At 64.9% G+C, this 15,530-nt stretch carries 16 protein-coding genes; 1 reads left to right on the top strand and 15 read right to left on the bottom strand.

All coding sequences use genetic code 11. From position 1 onward, the window contains the following. Window positions 1-8 precede the first annotated feature (8 nt). The 15 genes from J4G43_RS18585 to J4G43_RS18515 form a co-directional block, all read right to left on the bottom strand. Window positions 9-944: a carbohydrate kinase family protein gene (locus J4G43_RS18585; RefSeq protein WP_208085868.1), complete on the bottom strand. Its 936-nt coding sequence runs from the start codon at window positions 942-944 to the stop codon at window positions 9-11. Window positions 945-949: 5 nt separating this feature from the next. Then, entirely contained in the window at window positions 950-2,596 is a 1,647-nt protein-coding gene (locus J4G43_RS18580; protein WP_208085867.1) for an FGGY-family carbohydrate kinase, read from the bottom strand. 38 nt (window positions 2,597-2,634) lie between these two features. Then, window positions 2,635-3,408 carry an SDR family NAD(P)-dependent oxidoreductase gene (locus tag J4G43_RS18575; protein ID WP_208085866.1) on the bottom strand — a complete coding sequence of 258 codons (774 nt, stop codon included), beginning with the start codon at window positions 3,406-3,408 and terminating at the stop codon, window positions 2,635-2,637. A gap of 40 nt (window positions 3,409-3,448) precedes the next feature. Continuing rightward, complete coding sequence (locus tag J4G43_RS18570; RefSeq protein ID WP_071915494.1) at window positions 3,449-4,456, bottom strand: ABC transporter ATP-binding protein; 1,008 nt, start codon at window positions 4,454-4,456, stop codon at window positions 3,449-3,451. Between the two features lie 15 nt (window positions 4,457-4,471). Next, complete coding sequence (locus tag J4G43_RS18565; RefSeq protein WP_208085865.1) at window positions 4,472-5,302, bottom strand: carbohydrate ABC transporter permease; 831 nt, start codon at window positions 5,300-5,302, stop codon at window positions 4,472-4,474. Between the two features lie 4 nt (window positions 5,303-5,306). After that, window positions 5,307-6,179: a carbohydrate ABC transporter permease gene (locus J4G43_RS18560; protein WP_063984466.1), complete on the bottom strand. Its 873-nt coding sequence runs from the start codon at window positions 6,177-6,179 to the stop codon at window positions 5,307-5,309. A gap of 91 nt (window positions 6,180-6,270) precedes the next feature. Then, window positions 6,271-7,524 carry an ABC transporter substrate-binding protein gene (locus J4G43_RS18555; protein WP_210387597.1) on the bottom strand — a complete coding sequence of 418 codons (1,254 nt, stop codon included), beginning with the start codon at window positions 7,522-7,524 and terminating at the stop codon, window positions 6,271-6,273. Between the two features lie 349 nt (window positions 7,525-7,873). Then, window positions 7,874-8,824 carry a sugar-binding transcriptional regulator gene (locus J4G43_RS18550; RefSeq protein WP_014496591.1) on the bottom strand — a complete coding sequence of 317 codons (951 nt, stop codon included), beginning with the start codon at window positions 8,822-8,824 and terminating at the stop codon, window positions 7,874-7,876. A gap of 6 nt (window positions 8,825-8,830) precedes the next feature. After that, window positions 8,831-9,493, bottom strand: a complete 663-nt coding sequence (locus tag J4G43_RS18545; protein WP_208085863.1) for an HAD family hydrolase — start codon at window positions 9,491-9,493, stop codon at window positions 8,831-8,833. Between the two features lie 74 nt (window positions 9,494-9,567). Next, window positions 9,568-11,487: a nitric oxide reductase activation protein NorD gene (locus tag J4G43_RS18540; protein ID WP_208085862.1), complete on the bottom strand. Its 1,920-nt coding sequence runs from the start codon at window positions 11,485-11,487 to the stop codon at window positions 9,568-9,570. Between the two features lie 10 nt (window positions 11,488-11,497). Continuing rightward, complete coding sequence (locus J4G43_RS18535) at window positions 11,498-12,316, bottom strand: CbbQ/NirQ/NorQ/GpvN family protein (protein WP_208085861.1); 819 nt, start codon at window positions 12,314-12,316, stop codon at window positions 11,498-11,500. A gap of 58 nt (window positions 12,317-12,374) precedes the next feature. Then, the gene (locus tag J4G43_RS18530; protein ID WP_208085860.1) at window positions 12,375-13,721 is read right to left on the bottom strand and encodes a cbb3-type cytochrome c oxidase subunit I; all 1,347 of its coding nucleotides are present in this window, start codon (window positions 13,719-13,721) and stop codon (window positions 12,375-12,377) included. A gap of 67 nt (window positions 13,722-13,788) precedes the next feature. Next, a complete protein-coding gene (locus tag J4G43_RS18525) occupies window positions 13,789-14,241 on the bottom strand; it encodes a c-type cytochrome (RefSeq protein ID WP_208085859.1) in 453 nt (150 codons plus the stop codon). Window positions 14,242-14,352: 111 nt separating this feature from the next. Then, window positions 14,353-14,613 (bottom strand): cytochrome C oxidase subunit IV family protein, encoded by a 261-nt coding sequence (locus J4G43_RS18520; protein ID WP_208085858.1) that lies wholly within the window; start codon window positions 14,611-14,613, stop codon window positions 14,353-14,355. Between the two features lie 2 nt (window positions 14,614-14,615). Next, window positions 14,616-15,191: a cytochrome c oxidase subunit 3 family protein gene (locus tag J4G43_RS18515; protein ID WP_208085857.1), complete on the bottom strand. Its 576-nt coding sequence runs from the start codon at window positions 15,189-15,191 to the stop codon at window positions 14,616-14,618. Window positions 15,192-15,363: 172 nt separating this feature from the next. On the opposite strand from J4G43_RS18515, the gene J4G43_RS18510 reads away from it, so the two are divergent. After that, window positions 15,364-15,519, top strand: a complete 156-nt coding sequence (locus J4G43_RS18510; RefSeq protein WP_208085856.1) for a hypothetical protein — start codon at window positions 15,364-15,366, stop codon at window positions 15,517-15,519. Window positions 15,520-15,530: the final 11 nt, after the last annotated feature.

Below are 15,530 nucleotides of genomic sequence, written 5' to 3'. Positions count from 1 at the left end.
GACCCGGGCTAGACGCTCCACGTGACTTCATGGCTCCACGGCGGATCGGCGCCCGGGCGGGTACAGGTCAGGCCGGCGCAATTGGCGGCAAAGGATAGCGCGCGGCGAAGCTCGTCCGCGCCGATGTCTTTCAGCTGCTGCCGGCTGATGCGGCCCTGCTTGTGCAGGGCGAACAGGAGCGCAGCCTGAAAACTGTCGCCGGCGCCGATGGTGTCGGCGGTCTCGACCTTCGGCGCCTGAACTTCGATCTGCCCTGCGCTCGCGTGCCAGGCAATGGCCCCGTTGTTGCCGCGGGTGATGACGACGAGGCTCGTGCCCTGCCCCAGCAACGCGTTCGCGCGTTGCTGATATGGCTCCTCGCCGAAGAGATAAGCGAAATCGACATCCGACATCTTGATGAGATCGGCTTGGCCTGCGAATTCGGCCATGCGCGCGAGATAGGCCGGCTTGTTCTTGACCAGATTGGGCCGACAGTTCGGATCGAAGGAGATCGTCGATGACGCGCGCGCGTCCGCGATCAGGGCTTTCGTCTCGGCCGCACCCTGGTCGTTGACCAGCGTGGTCGACCCGACATGGACGGCCTCGACCGTCGCGAACGGAATTGTGCCGCGCCGGTAGGTCCAGTTTCGTGTCGCGGTCTCCGCGTCATAGAACGCATAGTGAGACTCGCCCGCGACGATGCGCACGAAGGCGAGCGTGGTTTGGTGATCGCTGCGGGTGGCGAGACCCAACTCGACGTGAGAGGCTGTGGCGTGGTCGGCGATCATGCGCCCGAACATGTCGTTCGAGACGCCGCCGATAAAACCGGTGGGCGCGCCCAGCCGCGCCATGCCGATCGCGACATTGAGGCAGGAGCCGCCGACCGCCGGCATCACTGCCTCGCGTCCCTCGATGTTTCGCGTCGGCACGAAATCGATCAGCGCATCGCCGCAGGAAATCAGCATCCGTTTCAACCTCTGGCGATGTCGCGCATTGCGGCACGGCTGCCGCGATCGACCTCGCGCAGCAGCTTGTAGACCTCGCGCTTGCGAGCATGAAACGCGGCCATGCCGGGCGCGGTCGGCGCGCTCTTCCGTCCCAGCGCCGACATCTTCGCCATGGTCTCGCCGATCGAGGCATAGGCGCCACCGGCCACCGCGCCGAGCATCGCGGCGCCCAGCAGAACGGGTTCTTTCGTTTGCGGCAGCGCGACGGTGAGACCGGTGGTATCCGCCATGATCTGCCGCACCAGCGGGCTGCGGCTCGCGCCGCCGCCCATGATCATGATGCTGGAATGGACGCCATGCGCGGCAAAAGCCTCGATCACCTCGGCGAGTCCATAAGCCAGACCGCAGAGGCCGGCGACGAACAGCCGCTCCATCGCACCAACGTCGCTGTCGAGATCGAGGCCCGCGATCACCGCGCGGGTGTCGGGGTCGGCGTAGGGCGAGCGGTTGCCGATGAATTCGGGAAGCACATGGACGTCGCGCGCGAGCAGCGCGGCGCGGCTGGCGTCACCGGCGCGCGCGATGATGCGCCGCTCGAGGTACTCGATGAGGTCGACGCCCTCGCTCCGCGCCGCCGCGCTCGCCTCGACATGGCCGGGATGCGACTTGAGGAGATGGTCGATCGCCGCGCCCGCAGCCGACTGGCCGCCTTCGTTGAGCCAGAAGTCCGGCACCATGCCGGAATAATAAGGGCCCCATACGCCGGGCACGAAGCACGGCTCCTTCGTCGTCGCCATGATGCAGGCCGACGTTCCCATGATGTAGGCGAGGCGGTCGCTGACATCGCTCGTTCCGGCCGATCCGTCGCGTCCGCCGATCGCGCCGATGCCGCCGGCGTGCGCATCGATCAGCGAGGCGCCGACCGGCGTGCCCGGCGACAGGCCGAGCTCCGCAGCTGCAGCTCGGGTGAGGCCTTCGCCGAGCCGCGTGCCGGGCGCGACGATCTCGGTGCCGATGCGGGCATACTTCTCGCTGACGAAGTCGGAGAGGCCGATGCGTTTGAAGAACGGGGCGCTCCAGCCGCCGCCGTCGTGTGCGAGGTAGTTCCACTTGCAGGTGACCGTGCAGGTCGAGCGCTGCAGCGAGCCGGTCGCGCGCCAGGTCAGATAATCTGCCAGATCGAAGAAATGACCGGCGGCATCGAAGCTCGCGCGCATGTGCCGCTTCAGCCAAAGCAGCTTCGGCATCTCCATCTCGGGCGAGATCGAGCCGCCGACATAACGCAGCACCGCGTCCCCGGTCTCGTTGATCAGCCGTGCCTCGGCCGTGGCGCGATGGTCCATCCAGACGATGACATTGCGCTGGCGGTCGCCGGAGGCACTGACGGTGACCGGCTCGCCTTGCCGATCGAGGACGACCAGCGAACAGGTGGCGTCGAAACCGATGCCGCCGATGCTGTCGGGCGCGATGGCAGCCTCCGCCATCGCTGTCCGCACCGACTTTACGCAGGCGTCCCAGATGTCGGACGACGATTGCTCGACGATGTCGCCGGCCTCGTGCCAGATCCGGATCGGATGCTTGGCGGTGGCAAGGAGGGTGCCGGCCTCGTCAAACACCCCTGCCCGCGTGCTCGTGGTCCCCACGTCGACGCCGATATACGCTCGCGGCATTGTCGCTCCCGGTCGCTCTCGTCAGTTTTGACGTAAGCCTACCAGCAAGTGTAGCCGCCATCTACCAGCACGATGCTGCCGGTCATCAGGCTCGCGGCCTCCGAGGCCAGGAACAGCACGACGGAGGCGATCTCCTCGACCTGCCCCATCCGCGCCATCGGGGTTCCGCCGATCCAGGCGTCATACATTTTCGGGGTGCTTTTCACGAAAGCGTTGAGCGGCGTGTCGATATAGGTCGGCGCCACCGCGTTGACGCGGACGCCGCGCGCGCCCCATTCGGCGGCCAGCGACTTGGTCAAATGGTGCACGCCGGCCTTGGAGGCGTTGTAGAAGCACTGCTCCTGCGGCTTGTTGACGATGAAGCCCGACATCGAGCCGACATTGACGATGGCACCGCTCTTGGCCTTCAGCATGTGCTTGCCGAATTCGCGGCAGCACCAGAAGGTGCCGTTGAGATTGACGTCGATGACGTTGAGCCAGTGCTCGTCGGTGACGGTCTCGGCCGGCGTCTCGCTGCGGGCGATGCCGGCATTGTTGACGAGGATGTCGACCTTGCCGTGGCGGGCGACGAGGTCGGCCGCGACCTCCGCCACGCGCTTCGTGTCGGTGACGTCCATGATGGCCGTCTCGATGTCAAAACCCTTCGCCTTCAGGCTGGCCTTCGCGCTGTCGGCGACCTTGCTGTCGCGGTCGCCGATGATGACCCTCGCGCCGGCTTCGGCCAGCGCTTCCGCGCAGGCGAGGCCAATGCCTTGCCCGCCGCCGGTGATGAACGCGGTCTTGCCGCTCAGCTTGAATTTTTCGAGGTACATGGTGGTCTTTCCGTTTCTTGCCGTCTCTTGCCGTTTCTTGTCAGCCCCGAAGCGCGTTGCCGCTCTCGTCGAAGCGATGGATGCGCGCGGGATCCGGCACCAGCGACACGTGGTCGCCGGCATGCAGGCTCAATTCGCCGATGTAGCGCGCCGTCAGCATGCCGAGCGGTCCGGCATCGACATAAAGGAAGGTGTCGCTGCCCAGATGCTCGGCGACCGCGATCGTTCCCTGCCAGCCGCCGGCGCCGTCGCGCTCGATCTTGAGATGCTCCGGCCGCACGCCGATCGTCGCCGCACCCTTCTGCAAGGCGTGCTCGCCAGTGACGAAGTTCATCTTCGGCGAGCCGATGAAGCCGGCGACGAAGAGATTGGCGGGCCGCTCATAGAGCTCCAGCGGCGAGCCGTATTGCTCGATCTTGCCGCCGTTGAGCACGACGATCTTGTCCGCCATGGTCATGGCCTCGACCTGATCGTGGGTGACGTAGATCGCGGTGGTACCGAGCTGCTTCTGGAGCCGCGTGACTTCTATCCGCATCTGCACGCGCAAGGCCGCATCCAGGTTGGACAGCGGCTCGTCGAACAGGAACGCCTTGGGCTCGCGGACGATGGCGCGGCCGATCGCGACGCGCTGGCGCTGGCCGCCGGAGAGCTCGCGCGGCTTGCGGTCGAGATAGGGCGTCAGGTTCAGCGTCGCCGCCGCCGCCTCGACCTTGCGGTTGGTCTCGTCCTTGGAGAGACCGGCCATCTTGAGGCCGAAGCCGATGTTGCCGCGCACGCTCATGTGCGGATAGAGCGCATAGGACTGAAACACCATCGACAGCCCGCGCTTGGCCGGCGGCGTGTCGACGACGTTCTTGCCGTCGATCAGGATCTTGCCGCCTGAGACGTCCTCGAGCCCGGCGATCAGCCGCAGCAGCGTGGTCTTGCCGCAGCCCGAGGGACCGACGAACACCACGAAGGAGCCGTCGGCGATGTCGAGATCGGCGCCCTTGATGATGTGCACGGGACCGAAGGATTTCTGCACGTCTTGAAGTGTGATCTGACCCATGATCCGCCGGCCCCTTTACTTCACCGCGCCGAAGGTGAGCCCGCGTACGAGCTGCTTCTGGCTGAACCAACCGAGGACGAGAATGGGCGCGATCGCCAGCGTCGAGGCCGCCGACAGTTTTGCCCAGAACAGCCCTTCCGGGCTCGAATAGGAGGCGATGAACGTGGTGAGCGGCGCGGCGTTCGAGGTCGTCAGGTTGAGCGTCCAGAACGCCTCGTTCCAGGCCAGGATCAGATTGAGCAACATGGTCGAGGCGAGGCCCGGGATCGCCATCGGCGTCAGGACGTAGATGAGCTCGCGGCCGATGGTGGCGCCGTCCATGCGCGCGGCTTCGAGGATGTCGCGCGGGATCTCCTTGAAGTAGGTAAAGAGCATCCAGATCACGATCGGTAAGTTACCGAGGCAGAGGATGAAGATCAGTCCAGCGCGGGAATCGAGCAGGCCGAAGGTCTTGAAGATCAGATAGATCGGCACCAGCACGCCTACCGGCGGCATCATCTTGGTCGAGAGCATCCAGAGCAGGATGTCCTTGGTGCGTTTGGTCGGGGAGAACGCCATCGACCAGGCCGCGGGGATCGCGATCAACAGCGCAATGAGCGTCGAGCCGCCGGCGATGATGATCGAGTTCAGCGCGTGATGCAGATAGTCGCTGCGCTCCTGTACGGTGGCGTAGTTTTCCGTGGTCCAGTGGAAGAACAGGAAGGACGGCGGAATCGCGAAAGCCTCGAGCTCAGTCTTGAAGCTCGCCAGCACCATCCAGAGGATCGGGAAGAAGATCAGGAAGCCGAAGAACCACGCCCCGATCGTCGATACCACCACCCGCTGCGTCGTCGCCATCCGCGCCATGCTCTCATGCCTCCAGGTTGCGGCCGACGATGCGGACGAGGAAGAAGGCGACGATGTTGGCGATCACAACAGCAACGAGGCCGCCGGCGGAGGCACTGCCGACATCGAACTGGATCAGCGCCTGCGAATAGATCAGGAAGGCGATGTTGGTGGTCGACAGTCCGGGACCACCGCCGGTGGTAACGTAGATCTCGGCGAACACCGTGAGCAGGAAGATGGTCTCGATCAAGATCACCACTGTGATGGGACGCGCCAGATGCGGCAGCGTGATGTAGATGAAGGCCGAGAGCGCGCTGGCGCCGTCCATCTCGGCCGCCTCCTTCTGCTCCTCGTCGAGCGATTGCAGCGCGGTGAGCAGGATCAGCGTCGCGAACGGCAGCCATTGCCAGGCGACGATCAGGATCACCGCGAGCAGCGGCGCGTCAGTGAACCAGTCGATCGGCGTCAGCCCGAATACCTTGGCGAGCCAGGCGAACAGGCCGGACACCGGATGCATCAAGAGGTTCTTCCAGACCAGCGCGCTCACCGTCGGCATCACGAAGAACGGTGCGATCACCATCAGCCGCACGATGTTGAGGCCGATCACGGGTTGATCGAGCAGCACCGCGAGGGGGATGCCGAGCAGGATCGTCAGCGCCAGCACCGAGCCGACCAGCACCAGCGTGTTCCGGAGCGAAGCGAGGAAGGCGGGATCGGTGAGGAAGTAGCGGAAATTCTCCAGGCCGACGAACGCCTCGGAGCCGGGATCGAGCAGGCTGTAATGCAGGGTCGAGAAATAGATCGTCAGCGCCAGCGGGACGATCATCCAGATGAACAGGAGCCCGACGGCCGGGGTCAGAAGCGACCGCGCAAGGAACTGCGTCTGCCGGGTTGCCATTCTTGGCCTCTCCGCTGGAGAAAGAAGGCGGCCATCCGTCCGGGGCTGGCTGGTGGATGGCCGCAAGTGTGAGCTCAGGGAGAGCTCGGGTCTACTTGATGTAGCCGGCGCGCTTCATCTCGCGCTCGGTGGCGGACTGCGCCGCGGTAAGCGCGGCATCGACCGTCATCGATCCCGCGAGCGCGGCGGAGAATTGCTGGCCCACCTGCGTGCCGATGCCCTGGAATTCGGGGATCGCCGCGTATTGCACGCCGACGTAAGGCACCGGCTTCACGGTGGCCTTGTTCGGGTCGGCCGCATCAATCGAGGCCAGCGTCAGCTTCGCGAACGGCGCGACTTTCAGATAGTCCTCGTTCTGGTAGAGCGAGGTCCGTGTGCCCGGCGGCACGTTGGCCCAGCCCTCCTTCGACGCCACGAGCTTGGTGTAGTCCTTGCTGGTGGCCCAGGCGATGAACTTTTCGGCGGCTTCCGTCTTCTTGGAGCCGGCGGGGATCGCGAGGCTCCAGGCCCACAGCCAGTTGGCGTTCTTGCCGAGCCCAGTGTTCGGCGCCAGCGCAAAGCCGACCTTGTCGGCGACCTTGGACTCCTTCGGATTGGTGACGAAGGACGCCGCCACTGTCGCGTCGATCCACATACCGCACTTGCCGGCGTTGAACAGCGCCAGATTCTCGTTGAAGCCGTTCGAGCTCGCGCCGGGAGGGCCGGCCTCCTTCATCAGATTGACGTAGGTCGTGAGCGTCGTCTTCCATTCCGGCGTGTTGAACTGCGGCTCCCACTTCTCGTCGAACCAGCGCGCGCCGTAGGAATTGGCCATCGCCGACAGGAACGCCATGTTCTCGCCCCAGCCGGCCTTGCCGCGGAGACAGATGCCGTAGGTGCCGGCGCTCTTGTCAGTGAGCTTCTTGGCGGCGTCGATGACGAAATCCCAGGTCGGCTTTTCCGGCATCTTCAGGCCGGCCTTCTCGAACAGGTCGGTGCGATACATCACCATCGAGCTCTCGCCATAAAACGGCGCGGCGTAGAGCTTGCCGTCGACGGAGACCGCGTCCCTGATCTTCGGCAGCAGGTCGGCGACGTCGTAATCGGCGCCGAGATTGGCAAGCGGCACCAGCCAGCCCTTCTTGGCCCAGATCGGCACCTCGTAAGTGCCGATGGTGAGGACGTCGAACTGGCCGCCCTTGGTGGCGATGTCGGTGGTGACGCGCTGGCGCAGCACGTTCTCCTCCAGCGTCACCCATTTGACGGTGATGTCTGGATTTTTCTTGGTGAATTCGCTGGTCAGCCCCTGCATGCGGATCATGTCGCCATTGTTGACGGTGGCGATGGTCAGGGTCGTTTCGGCCATCACAGGGACGGCCAGCAACAGGCAAGACGCGCCGCAGACGGCGCCGAGGACGTGTTTCACGGTGACCTCCCTAAGATCGCGCTTCTGAGCATATGCCCACGCGTTGGGCGTATGTTCGGACGAGGTGCAGCGCTTGTCAAGCAGGCGCGCGGACGTTCCCGCAACTTATGAGTGCTGCGGTGCGGGAGGGGATGAAGATGTTGCCTCGCCCACGGCTGTCATGCCCCGCGAAAGCGGGGCATCCAGTACTCCGTATCGTGGGTTGGTTTTGCTCCGGATAGGCCGCGGCGTACTGGATCATCCGCTTTCGCGGATGATGACATTGGCGCAAGTGGCTGTAGCGCCCGCCCTACCGCTCCAAAATCGCCCTTGCCGTCGCCTCGTCCGTGATCAGGCCGTTGATCAGGTGCCCGTTCAGCGCGGCTGCGATCGCCGGCACCTTGGCCGCACCGACCGCGGCGCCGATCGTTGTGGTCTTCGCCGGCACCTCCGGCGGAATGCTGGTGAGGCGCTTGTTGGTGCCGGCCTTGAGCAAGCGGCCCTTGGAATCATAGGCCCAGCCGGTGATTTCGCCGATCGCCCCCTGCCGCATCATCTCGAACAATTCGTCGCGGGTGACGAAGCCGTCGATGTGGATTTGCGCCTTCTGGTCCATCTGACCGATGCCGACGAGGCGCAAGTCCGCCTTGGCCGCGACCGCCTTGACCTTGGCGATCGGCTCGATCCGCACCATCTTGTTGCGCTCGTCCTCCGACGACATCAGGAACGGCAGCGGCATCGGGTAGTGCCGCGCACCGGTGCGGTCGGCGAGCCGGCCGACAGTGTCGTAGAAGCTCGCCGAACCGTCAGCGGAGATGTTGCCGACCAGCGAGACGATCTGATGGTTGGGCCGGTCGATCGGCGTCACGCGCTCGACCGCGGCGCGCACCGCCCGCCCCGTGCCGAGCGCGACGATGACGGGCGTTTCCGACCGCAACGTCGAATCCAGCAGATTGGCGCAGCGCTCGGCGATGCCCGCCGTGGCCTGCGGCGCGGCAGGATCGGCCGGCACCACCTCGCAATGGCTGAGGTCGAAGCGCGCCTTCAGGCGTGCCGCCAGTTCCATGCAGGCGGCGATGGGATGTTCGAGACGGAAGGTGATGAGACGCTCGGCCAGGCACAGCGAGACCAGCCGCTGCGCGGAGGCCCGCGAGACCTGAAGCATCTTTGCGATCTCGTCCTGGGTGTGACCGGCAATGAAATAGAGCCAGCCGGCACGCGCGGCATCGTCGAGTCTGGACTTTTCGTTCTCGACGGCCATGGCGGCCTATGCCTCCCAGAAATCGCTCATGCGCGCGAAGACCCGATCGGCCCCGGCACGGCACAATATAGCCTGCCCGTCGCGCCCGCGATAATGGCTGCCGCCGACAAATCCCCAGACGGTCATGCCGGCAGCCTTCGCGGCCAGCACGCCACTGACGCTGTCCTCGATCACCAGTGTGCGCGCAGGCAGCGCGCCCATTTTCTCCGCCGCGTGGAGAAAGAGATCCGGCGCGGGCTTGCCGTGCGTGACCATCTGCGCCGTGTAGATCCGGTCGCCGAAATGGGGCGCGAGACCGGTCACCCTCAGCGACAGCGCGACGCGGTCGAGATCACTCGACGAGGCCACGCAACTCGGCACGCGGAGTCCGGACAGGACGGTATCCGCATCGGGAATCGGATGGAGCGCCTTCTCGAAGGCGGTCAGTACGCGCGTCTTCAGCCGGACGGGAAAATCGGCCGGCACCGCCTGGCCGAGTTCGCGATAGTGCTGCGTGACCGCGCTCGTGCTTCGTCCGAGAAACAGCTCGAGCGCCTGCGCGAGTGTCAGCGAAATCCCAAATCCGGACAGCTCGTCTACCAAGCACTGGCAGCTCAAGAGTTCGCTGTCGACGAGCACGCCGTCGCAGTCGAAGATGACGAGATCGGGCCTGTGCCGGCTTCGGTACATCCGGCCATTCGATCATATACTCATGCTTTGAGCAATAGTTCACCCGGTGGAGGACATATGCGGGTTCGCCGGGGTCAATGGGCGACCTGTCGATAGATCGCCGGCAATGCCTCAGGCAAGCGGCGGATGTTGCCGACGATGGCGTAGCCGCTGCGGCCGAACAGCGTCGGGACGTAGGATTGCGCCGTCGCATCGACCGTCACGCCGAAGACCGCGATGCCGAGCCGCCGCGCCTCCTGCACGGATTTGCGGGTGTCCTCGACCGCAAAGCGCCCCTCGTAATGATCGACGTCGTTCGGCTTGCCGTCGGTGAGGACGAGCAGCAACTTTTTGCGCTGCGGCTGGCGCGCCAGCTCGGCCGAGGCGTGACGTACCGCCGCACCGATCCGTGTGTAATAGCCAGGCTTCAGCGCGCCGATCCGGCGCTCGATCGCGCCACTCATCGGCTCGCCGAAGGCCTTGACCGCTTCGAGCCGCACCCAGGAACGCCGGCGCGAGGTGAAGGTGAGGATGCTGTGGTGATCGCCGCAGGCCGACAGGCCGTGCGCAAGCACCAGCAACGCCTCCTTCTCGACGTCGAGCACCCGATAACCGTCGACCCACGCATCCGTCGAGAGCGAGACGTCCACCAGCAGCGTGACGGCAAGATCGTCCCCTCCCGGTCGCATCGCCACATGGACCCGATCGAGACCGCCCCCGCCACTTCCGGCGCGGAGATCGCACCGCGCGCGCACGAGCGCGTCGAGGTCGAGGTCGTGGCCATCGGCTTGGGCGCGCATCAATTCATGACGCGGCCGCAACGCCTCGAAGCGGCGGCGCACTTGGCGGATGTGCCGACGCATGGCGTCATCAGGCGTCCAGCCCTCACCCAGCTCAGAGGCTGCACCCGCGAGCACGCGGCAATGATCGGGCAGATAGGAGCCGCTGCGATAATCCCATTCGGGATAGCTCAGGTCCGCGTTCAATGGCGATACATCGAGGGCTTCCGGCGGCAGGTCGAGATCGAATTTGAGCCGGCTCGCCGGCTTGCCGCTGCGGCGGCTGAGCGTGATCTCCTCGAGGTCGTTGGCTGCCTTCTGCGCATCCTCGTCCTCACTGTCGTCAGCCGGGCGGTCGACATTGATCATCTCGGCCATCGCGAGGATCTTTTCAAAGCGATTGAGCACGAAGGGATCGCGGCGATTGGTACCGTCTTCGCGCTCGCGGACGGCAAAACGCTTGCGATCGTCCGATGGCGCTGGCGCGGCGGTCGGCACGCACGCGCCGTCGCCCGCAGGTGCGGGCGACAGCTCGCGTGTCCAGCAATCGCCCCAGAGCGGGCATGGCAGGATCGAACGATAGCCGGGCGGCGCCCTGTCCGGCAGCGGCCCCGTCCCCATCATCGCCGGCCACAGTTTTCCCACCGGCGGCGTATCGGCGCCGAGCAGAGCGAGCACGATCTGCTCCACGTCCTGCTCGACGCGCGGCAAAGGCCGGTGCGGCCGCGCCATGGCCGTGGCCGCGGCCAGCCGGGCGTAGTCCTCGGCAAGGCCGGGACATTCCGTCAGCACAAGCACCGCGACTTCGCTGGTCCGACGCAGCGTCAGCAGATCGCGCCGCAGCGGATCGGCCTCCGCGATCACTTCGACCGGTGCAAAGGCAAACCACGCGGCCAGCCACCGGTACAACGCAGCATTCAGCCCGCGATCGGCGAAGATCGCGATGTTGTCAGGCAGGAAGATCGTCGCGGCGTCACGCCCTGGTTGCGCGAGCCGCTCGTCGCCGAGCCCGATGCGCTGCCGCCATCCGAGCCGATGCCCAGTCCGGCGGGCACTCGCGCTCGCGATCTGCACGCCCGTCTCCCCGCCAAGCGCGCAGAACATGATCGCGATCCGGCTGCGCACCTCCGCGAGCGACACCGCGTGTTCGGCATGGGCCGGATAGCTCGCGGTGCCGCCGACCAGACGATGCCAGGCGCGGCCGACGGTTTCTTCAAGCTCGAGGAAATCGAGCATCGCATCACCCTCAGGAGATCACGGCGCGTGCGACGTCGAGCAGAGCCGCCTTGACGTCTGCGTCATCGGTGAGCGGTTCGATCATGCCGGCCAGCACCGCATCCGTAATTGAGGCTCCGGCCGCAATCAGGGTGGCGCAATAGACGACGAGACGGGTCGAAACGCCCTCCTCCAGGTCGTGTCCCTTCAGCGCGCGCAGTCGGCCGGCCAGCAGGACCAGCGGCCGCACATAGTCGGGCGCGAGCCCGCTCTCGGCCGCCACCACCGCGATCTCCTGCTCCGGCGGCAGGAAGCCGAACTCGATGGCGACGAATCGTTGGCGCGTCGACGGCTTCAATGCCTTCAGCAGCGTCTGGTAACCGGGATTGTAGGAGACCACGAGCATGAAGCTCTTCGGCGCGACCAGCTCCTCGCCGGTGCGCTCCAGCGGCAGGATGCGGCGGTCGTCGGTGAGCGGATGCAGCACCACCGTGACGTCCTTGCGCGCCTCCACGACTTCGTCGAGATAGCAGATGCCGCCCTCGCGCACCGCGCGCGTCAGCGGACCGTCGGTCCACACGGTGTCGCCGCCCCTCAGCAGATAGCGGCCGGTGAGATCGGCTGCGGTGAGATCGTCGTGGCAGGCGACGGTGTGAAGCGGCAATCCCAGCCGTGCCGCCATGTGGGCGACGAAGCGCGTTTTGCCGCAGCCGGTCGGTCCCTTCAGCAGGACCGGGAGCTGATGCCGCCAGGCGTGCTCGAACAGCGCGCATTCGTTGCCGCTTGCGAAATAGGCCGGTAGCTCGGCTGCAGGCGCGGGCAGCGCCAGGGTGTGAAGTGCTGCTTTCATAATCTTTCTCCAAAGATCTGGGGAAGGCGGCCACGACGTTCCGCGGCCGCCTTCGCGTTCATTCGGCCGGTTGCAGCACGCCTGGGATAGTCGCCTGCTTCTCGCGACCGGGCACCAGTACCGCCCAGACGAACATCAATGCCGAGATCGCGACGAACACGCCGGAGCCGAGCCGCACCCAGTAGAAGAAGGCAAGCTGGTCCTGCACGTCCATGTAACTCTGGCCAAGTACGCGCTGGAGATGGACCTGAATCACGCCGGCAAAGGTCAACGCGAAAGTCATGGTCATCATCGCCGTGCACATGATCCAGAAGCTGGTCATGCTGAGCCACTGGTTATAGGGCGCACGTCCCTTGATCTGCGGGATCGCATAAGCCATCACCGACAGGTTCAGCATCACATAGGCGCCGAAGAAGGCGAGATGGCCATGTGCGGCGGTGACCTGCGTGCCGTGGGTGTAGTAGTTCACTGAGGACAGCGTGTGCAGGAAGCCCCAGACACCGGCGCCGAGGAACGCCATCACCGAGCAGCCAACCGACCACAGCAGCGCGGCGCGGTTCGGATGCTTGCGGCCGGCCTTCCAGGTCATCTGCACCGTGAAGATCACCATGGTGAAGAAGGGCGCGACCTCCAGCGTGGAGAACAGCGAGCCGATCCACTGCCAGTAGCCTGGCGCGCCGATCCAGTAGAAGTGGTGGCCGGTGCCGAGAATCCCTGAGAACAGCGCAAGACCGATGATGACGTAGAGCCACTTCTCAACCACCTCGCGGTCGATGCCGTTGAGCTTGATCATCAGATAGGCGAGCACGGACGCCATAATCAGCTCCCAGACGCCCTCGACCCAGAGATGAACGACGTACCACCAGTACATCTTGTCGACCGCGAGATTGGCCGGATTGTAGAAGGCGAACAGGAAGAAGATCGCAACACCCCACAGGCCGAACAACAGAATGTTGGTGACCGTCGTCTTGCGACCCCTAAGCGCCGTCATCGTCACGTTGAACAGGAACATCAGGCAGACGACCACGATGCCGACCTTGATGATGAAGGGCTGCTCGAGGAATTCGCGGCCTTCGTGGTAGTGGAAGAGATAGCCGACCACGGCCACGCCGGCTGCGCCGAAGAACATCCAGAACTGGATCTTTGCGAGCAGCGGGCTGTAAAGCTCGGTCTCGGTTTCCTCAGGCAGCAGGAAGTAGGTCGCGCCCATGAAGCCGATCAGCGACCACACGATCAGCGCGTTGGTATGAATCATCCTGACGATGTTGAACGGCAGCAGCACCGACAGCGTGTTGGGCAGGACGTAGATGGTTCCAGCAAGCAGGCCAAACAGGACCTGCGCCAGGAACAGCGTCAGCGCGCCGTAGAAATACAGCATCGCGACTTTCTGGGTCTGATATTTCATTTCGGGTTCTCTCTGTCTTGAAAGAGGCAAGGTCTTGAAAGAGGCAAGGCCCTGAAAGAGGAAGGCGTCAGCCGGCCTTGTTCGGCGGCCACTCCTGGCGCTTGATCTTGCTGGTCCATTGCAGGAAGTCGGCGAGATCGTTCAGCTCCTGGTCGGTGAGGTTGAACTGCGGCATCTGGCGCCGGCCCTCCGCGCCCGAGGGCTGCGATTGCATCCAGGCCTTCAACGTCTCGCGCGCAACGGCCGGATCCTCATTGCCGCCCCAGCGATCCCAGACATTGCCGACTTCGGGGGCGAAATAGGCGCCCTCGCCCAGCAAGGTGTGGCAGTTGATGCAGGAGTTCCTCTCCCAGACATGCTTGCCGCGCGCGACCGACGATGTCAGCGTCGTCGCGTCTGTCGAGGTCGTGGCCATGTAATAGTGGCTGTGCGCCGTCAGCCCGATGAAGATGGCGAAGAAGAAGGCCGAGCCGCCGTAGAAGACGTTTCGAGCCGCCGACTTGGTCAGGCGTTCAGCCATTGCCAGTCCTTTCCGTTGTGAGTCCAGTCGTGAGGAAGCAGTGATGCTGTATCTTGCCGATTGGTGCCGTCGGGTCTTTGTCCGGGCGCAATGAGCGCTGCGTTGGCGGCGTCAGATCAATGCGATGACGGCGGAGGCGAGCCAGGCAACCAGCACCACGATGACGATCCATGCGCTCACCAGACCGCGCCAGAGCGCCGGCGCCGCGCGGAGATCCATGAAATCAAGCGCAATGCGGCGGCCCTTGATGGCGGCAAGGACCAGGAGAAGTGCGTTGGCGAGCAGCGGACGCGGCATCAGCGGCGGAAGCAGGATCGTCGCGAGCGCGAGGCCGATCAGCACGAGCCAGGTGATATCGAGACGGCCGGGCATGATCAGCGCACCAGATAGAGGATCGGGAACATGACGATCCAGACCAGATCGACCATGTGCCAGAAGGCGGCGCCGGTCTCGACGCCCGAGATCTCGGCGCGGCGGCAGACCACGGCAAGGAGGATGATGCCGAGGCCGACATGCAGGAGATGGAAGCCGGTCAGGAGGAAGTAGAGCGTGAAGAACGGGCTGGTCTCGAGGCCAACGCCGCGACCGATCTCCTCGGCATATTCGGCGAGCTTGATGGCGATGAAGAAGCCGCCGAGCGCCATGGCAATCAGTAGCCAGCGGCGCGATGCCCGCTTTTCACTGGCGCGCGCAGATCTGGTCGCCCTCGCCGCGGCCCAGCCGCTGGTCACCAGCACGATTGTGTTGAGGCCGGCGAGATTCGCGTTGAGCGCCGCCTGCCCCGCCGCGAACACAACGGGATGGATCGCCCGGGCAACGACGAAGGCGCCGAGGAACAGGCCGAAGGCGACGAGCTCGCTGAAGATCAGCACCCAGATCATGGGATCGCCGGGGAGATCTTCCAAGATTCCCCAGCCGGTTCCCTGTTGTTCGCAATCGGCCGCAGACATCGTCTTTCCGGATCAGGACACCGGCCAGACTTAGCTCAACCGTCCAGTTCGGAATTTGTCGCAGGACAAACTGGGGGGCCACCGGCGGAGATGTTTGCGCCGACGCAACGTCCCGCTCGCCGGAGCGCGGTACGAACAGACTCAGGGTTCGAAAAGAGCGGTGAGCAATGACATGAGCGATGCACAGATCGGGCTAATGACCGCGACACCCATCATCATCGCCTTCGCCATCGCGCTCCGGCGCATGGGCGTGCTGTCGATGGTGGCGACGGTATCGGCGGTGAGCCTCTCCGTCGCGATCGCGACGGTGCTGTTCACGACGCAGTAGCCGGGCACTAC

The sequence above is a fragment of the Bradyrhizobium barranii subsp. barranii genome (genome assembly GCF_017565645.3).
GTDB classification, from domain to species: Bacteria; Pseudomonadota; Alphaproteobacteria; order Rhizobiales; family Xanthobacteraceae; genus Bradyrhizobium; species Bradyrhizobium barranii.
Note: the sequence above shows the minus strand (reverse complement) of the source record. Positions and strands in the feature narration are given on the sequence as shown.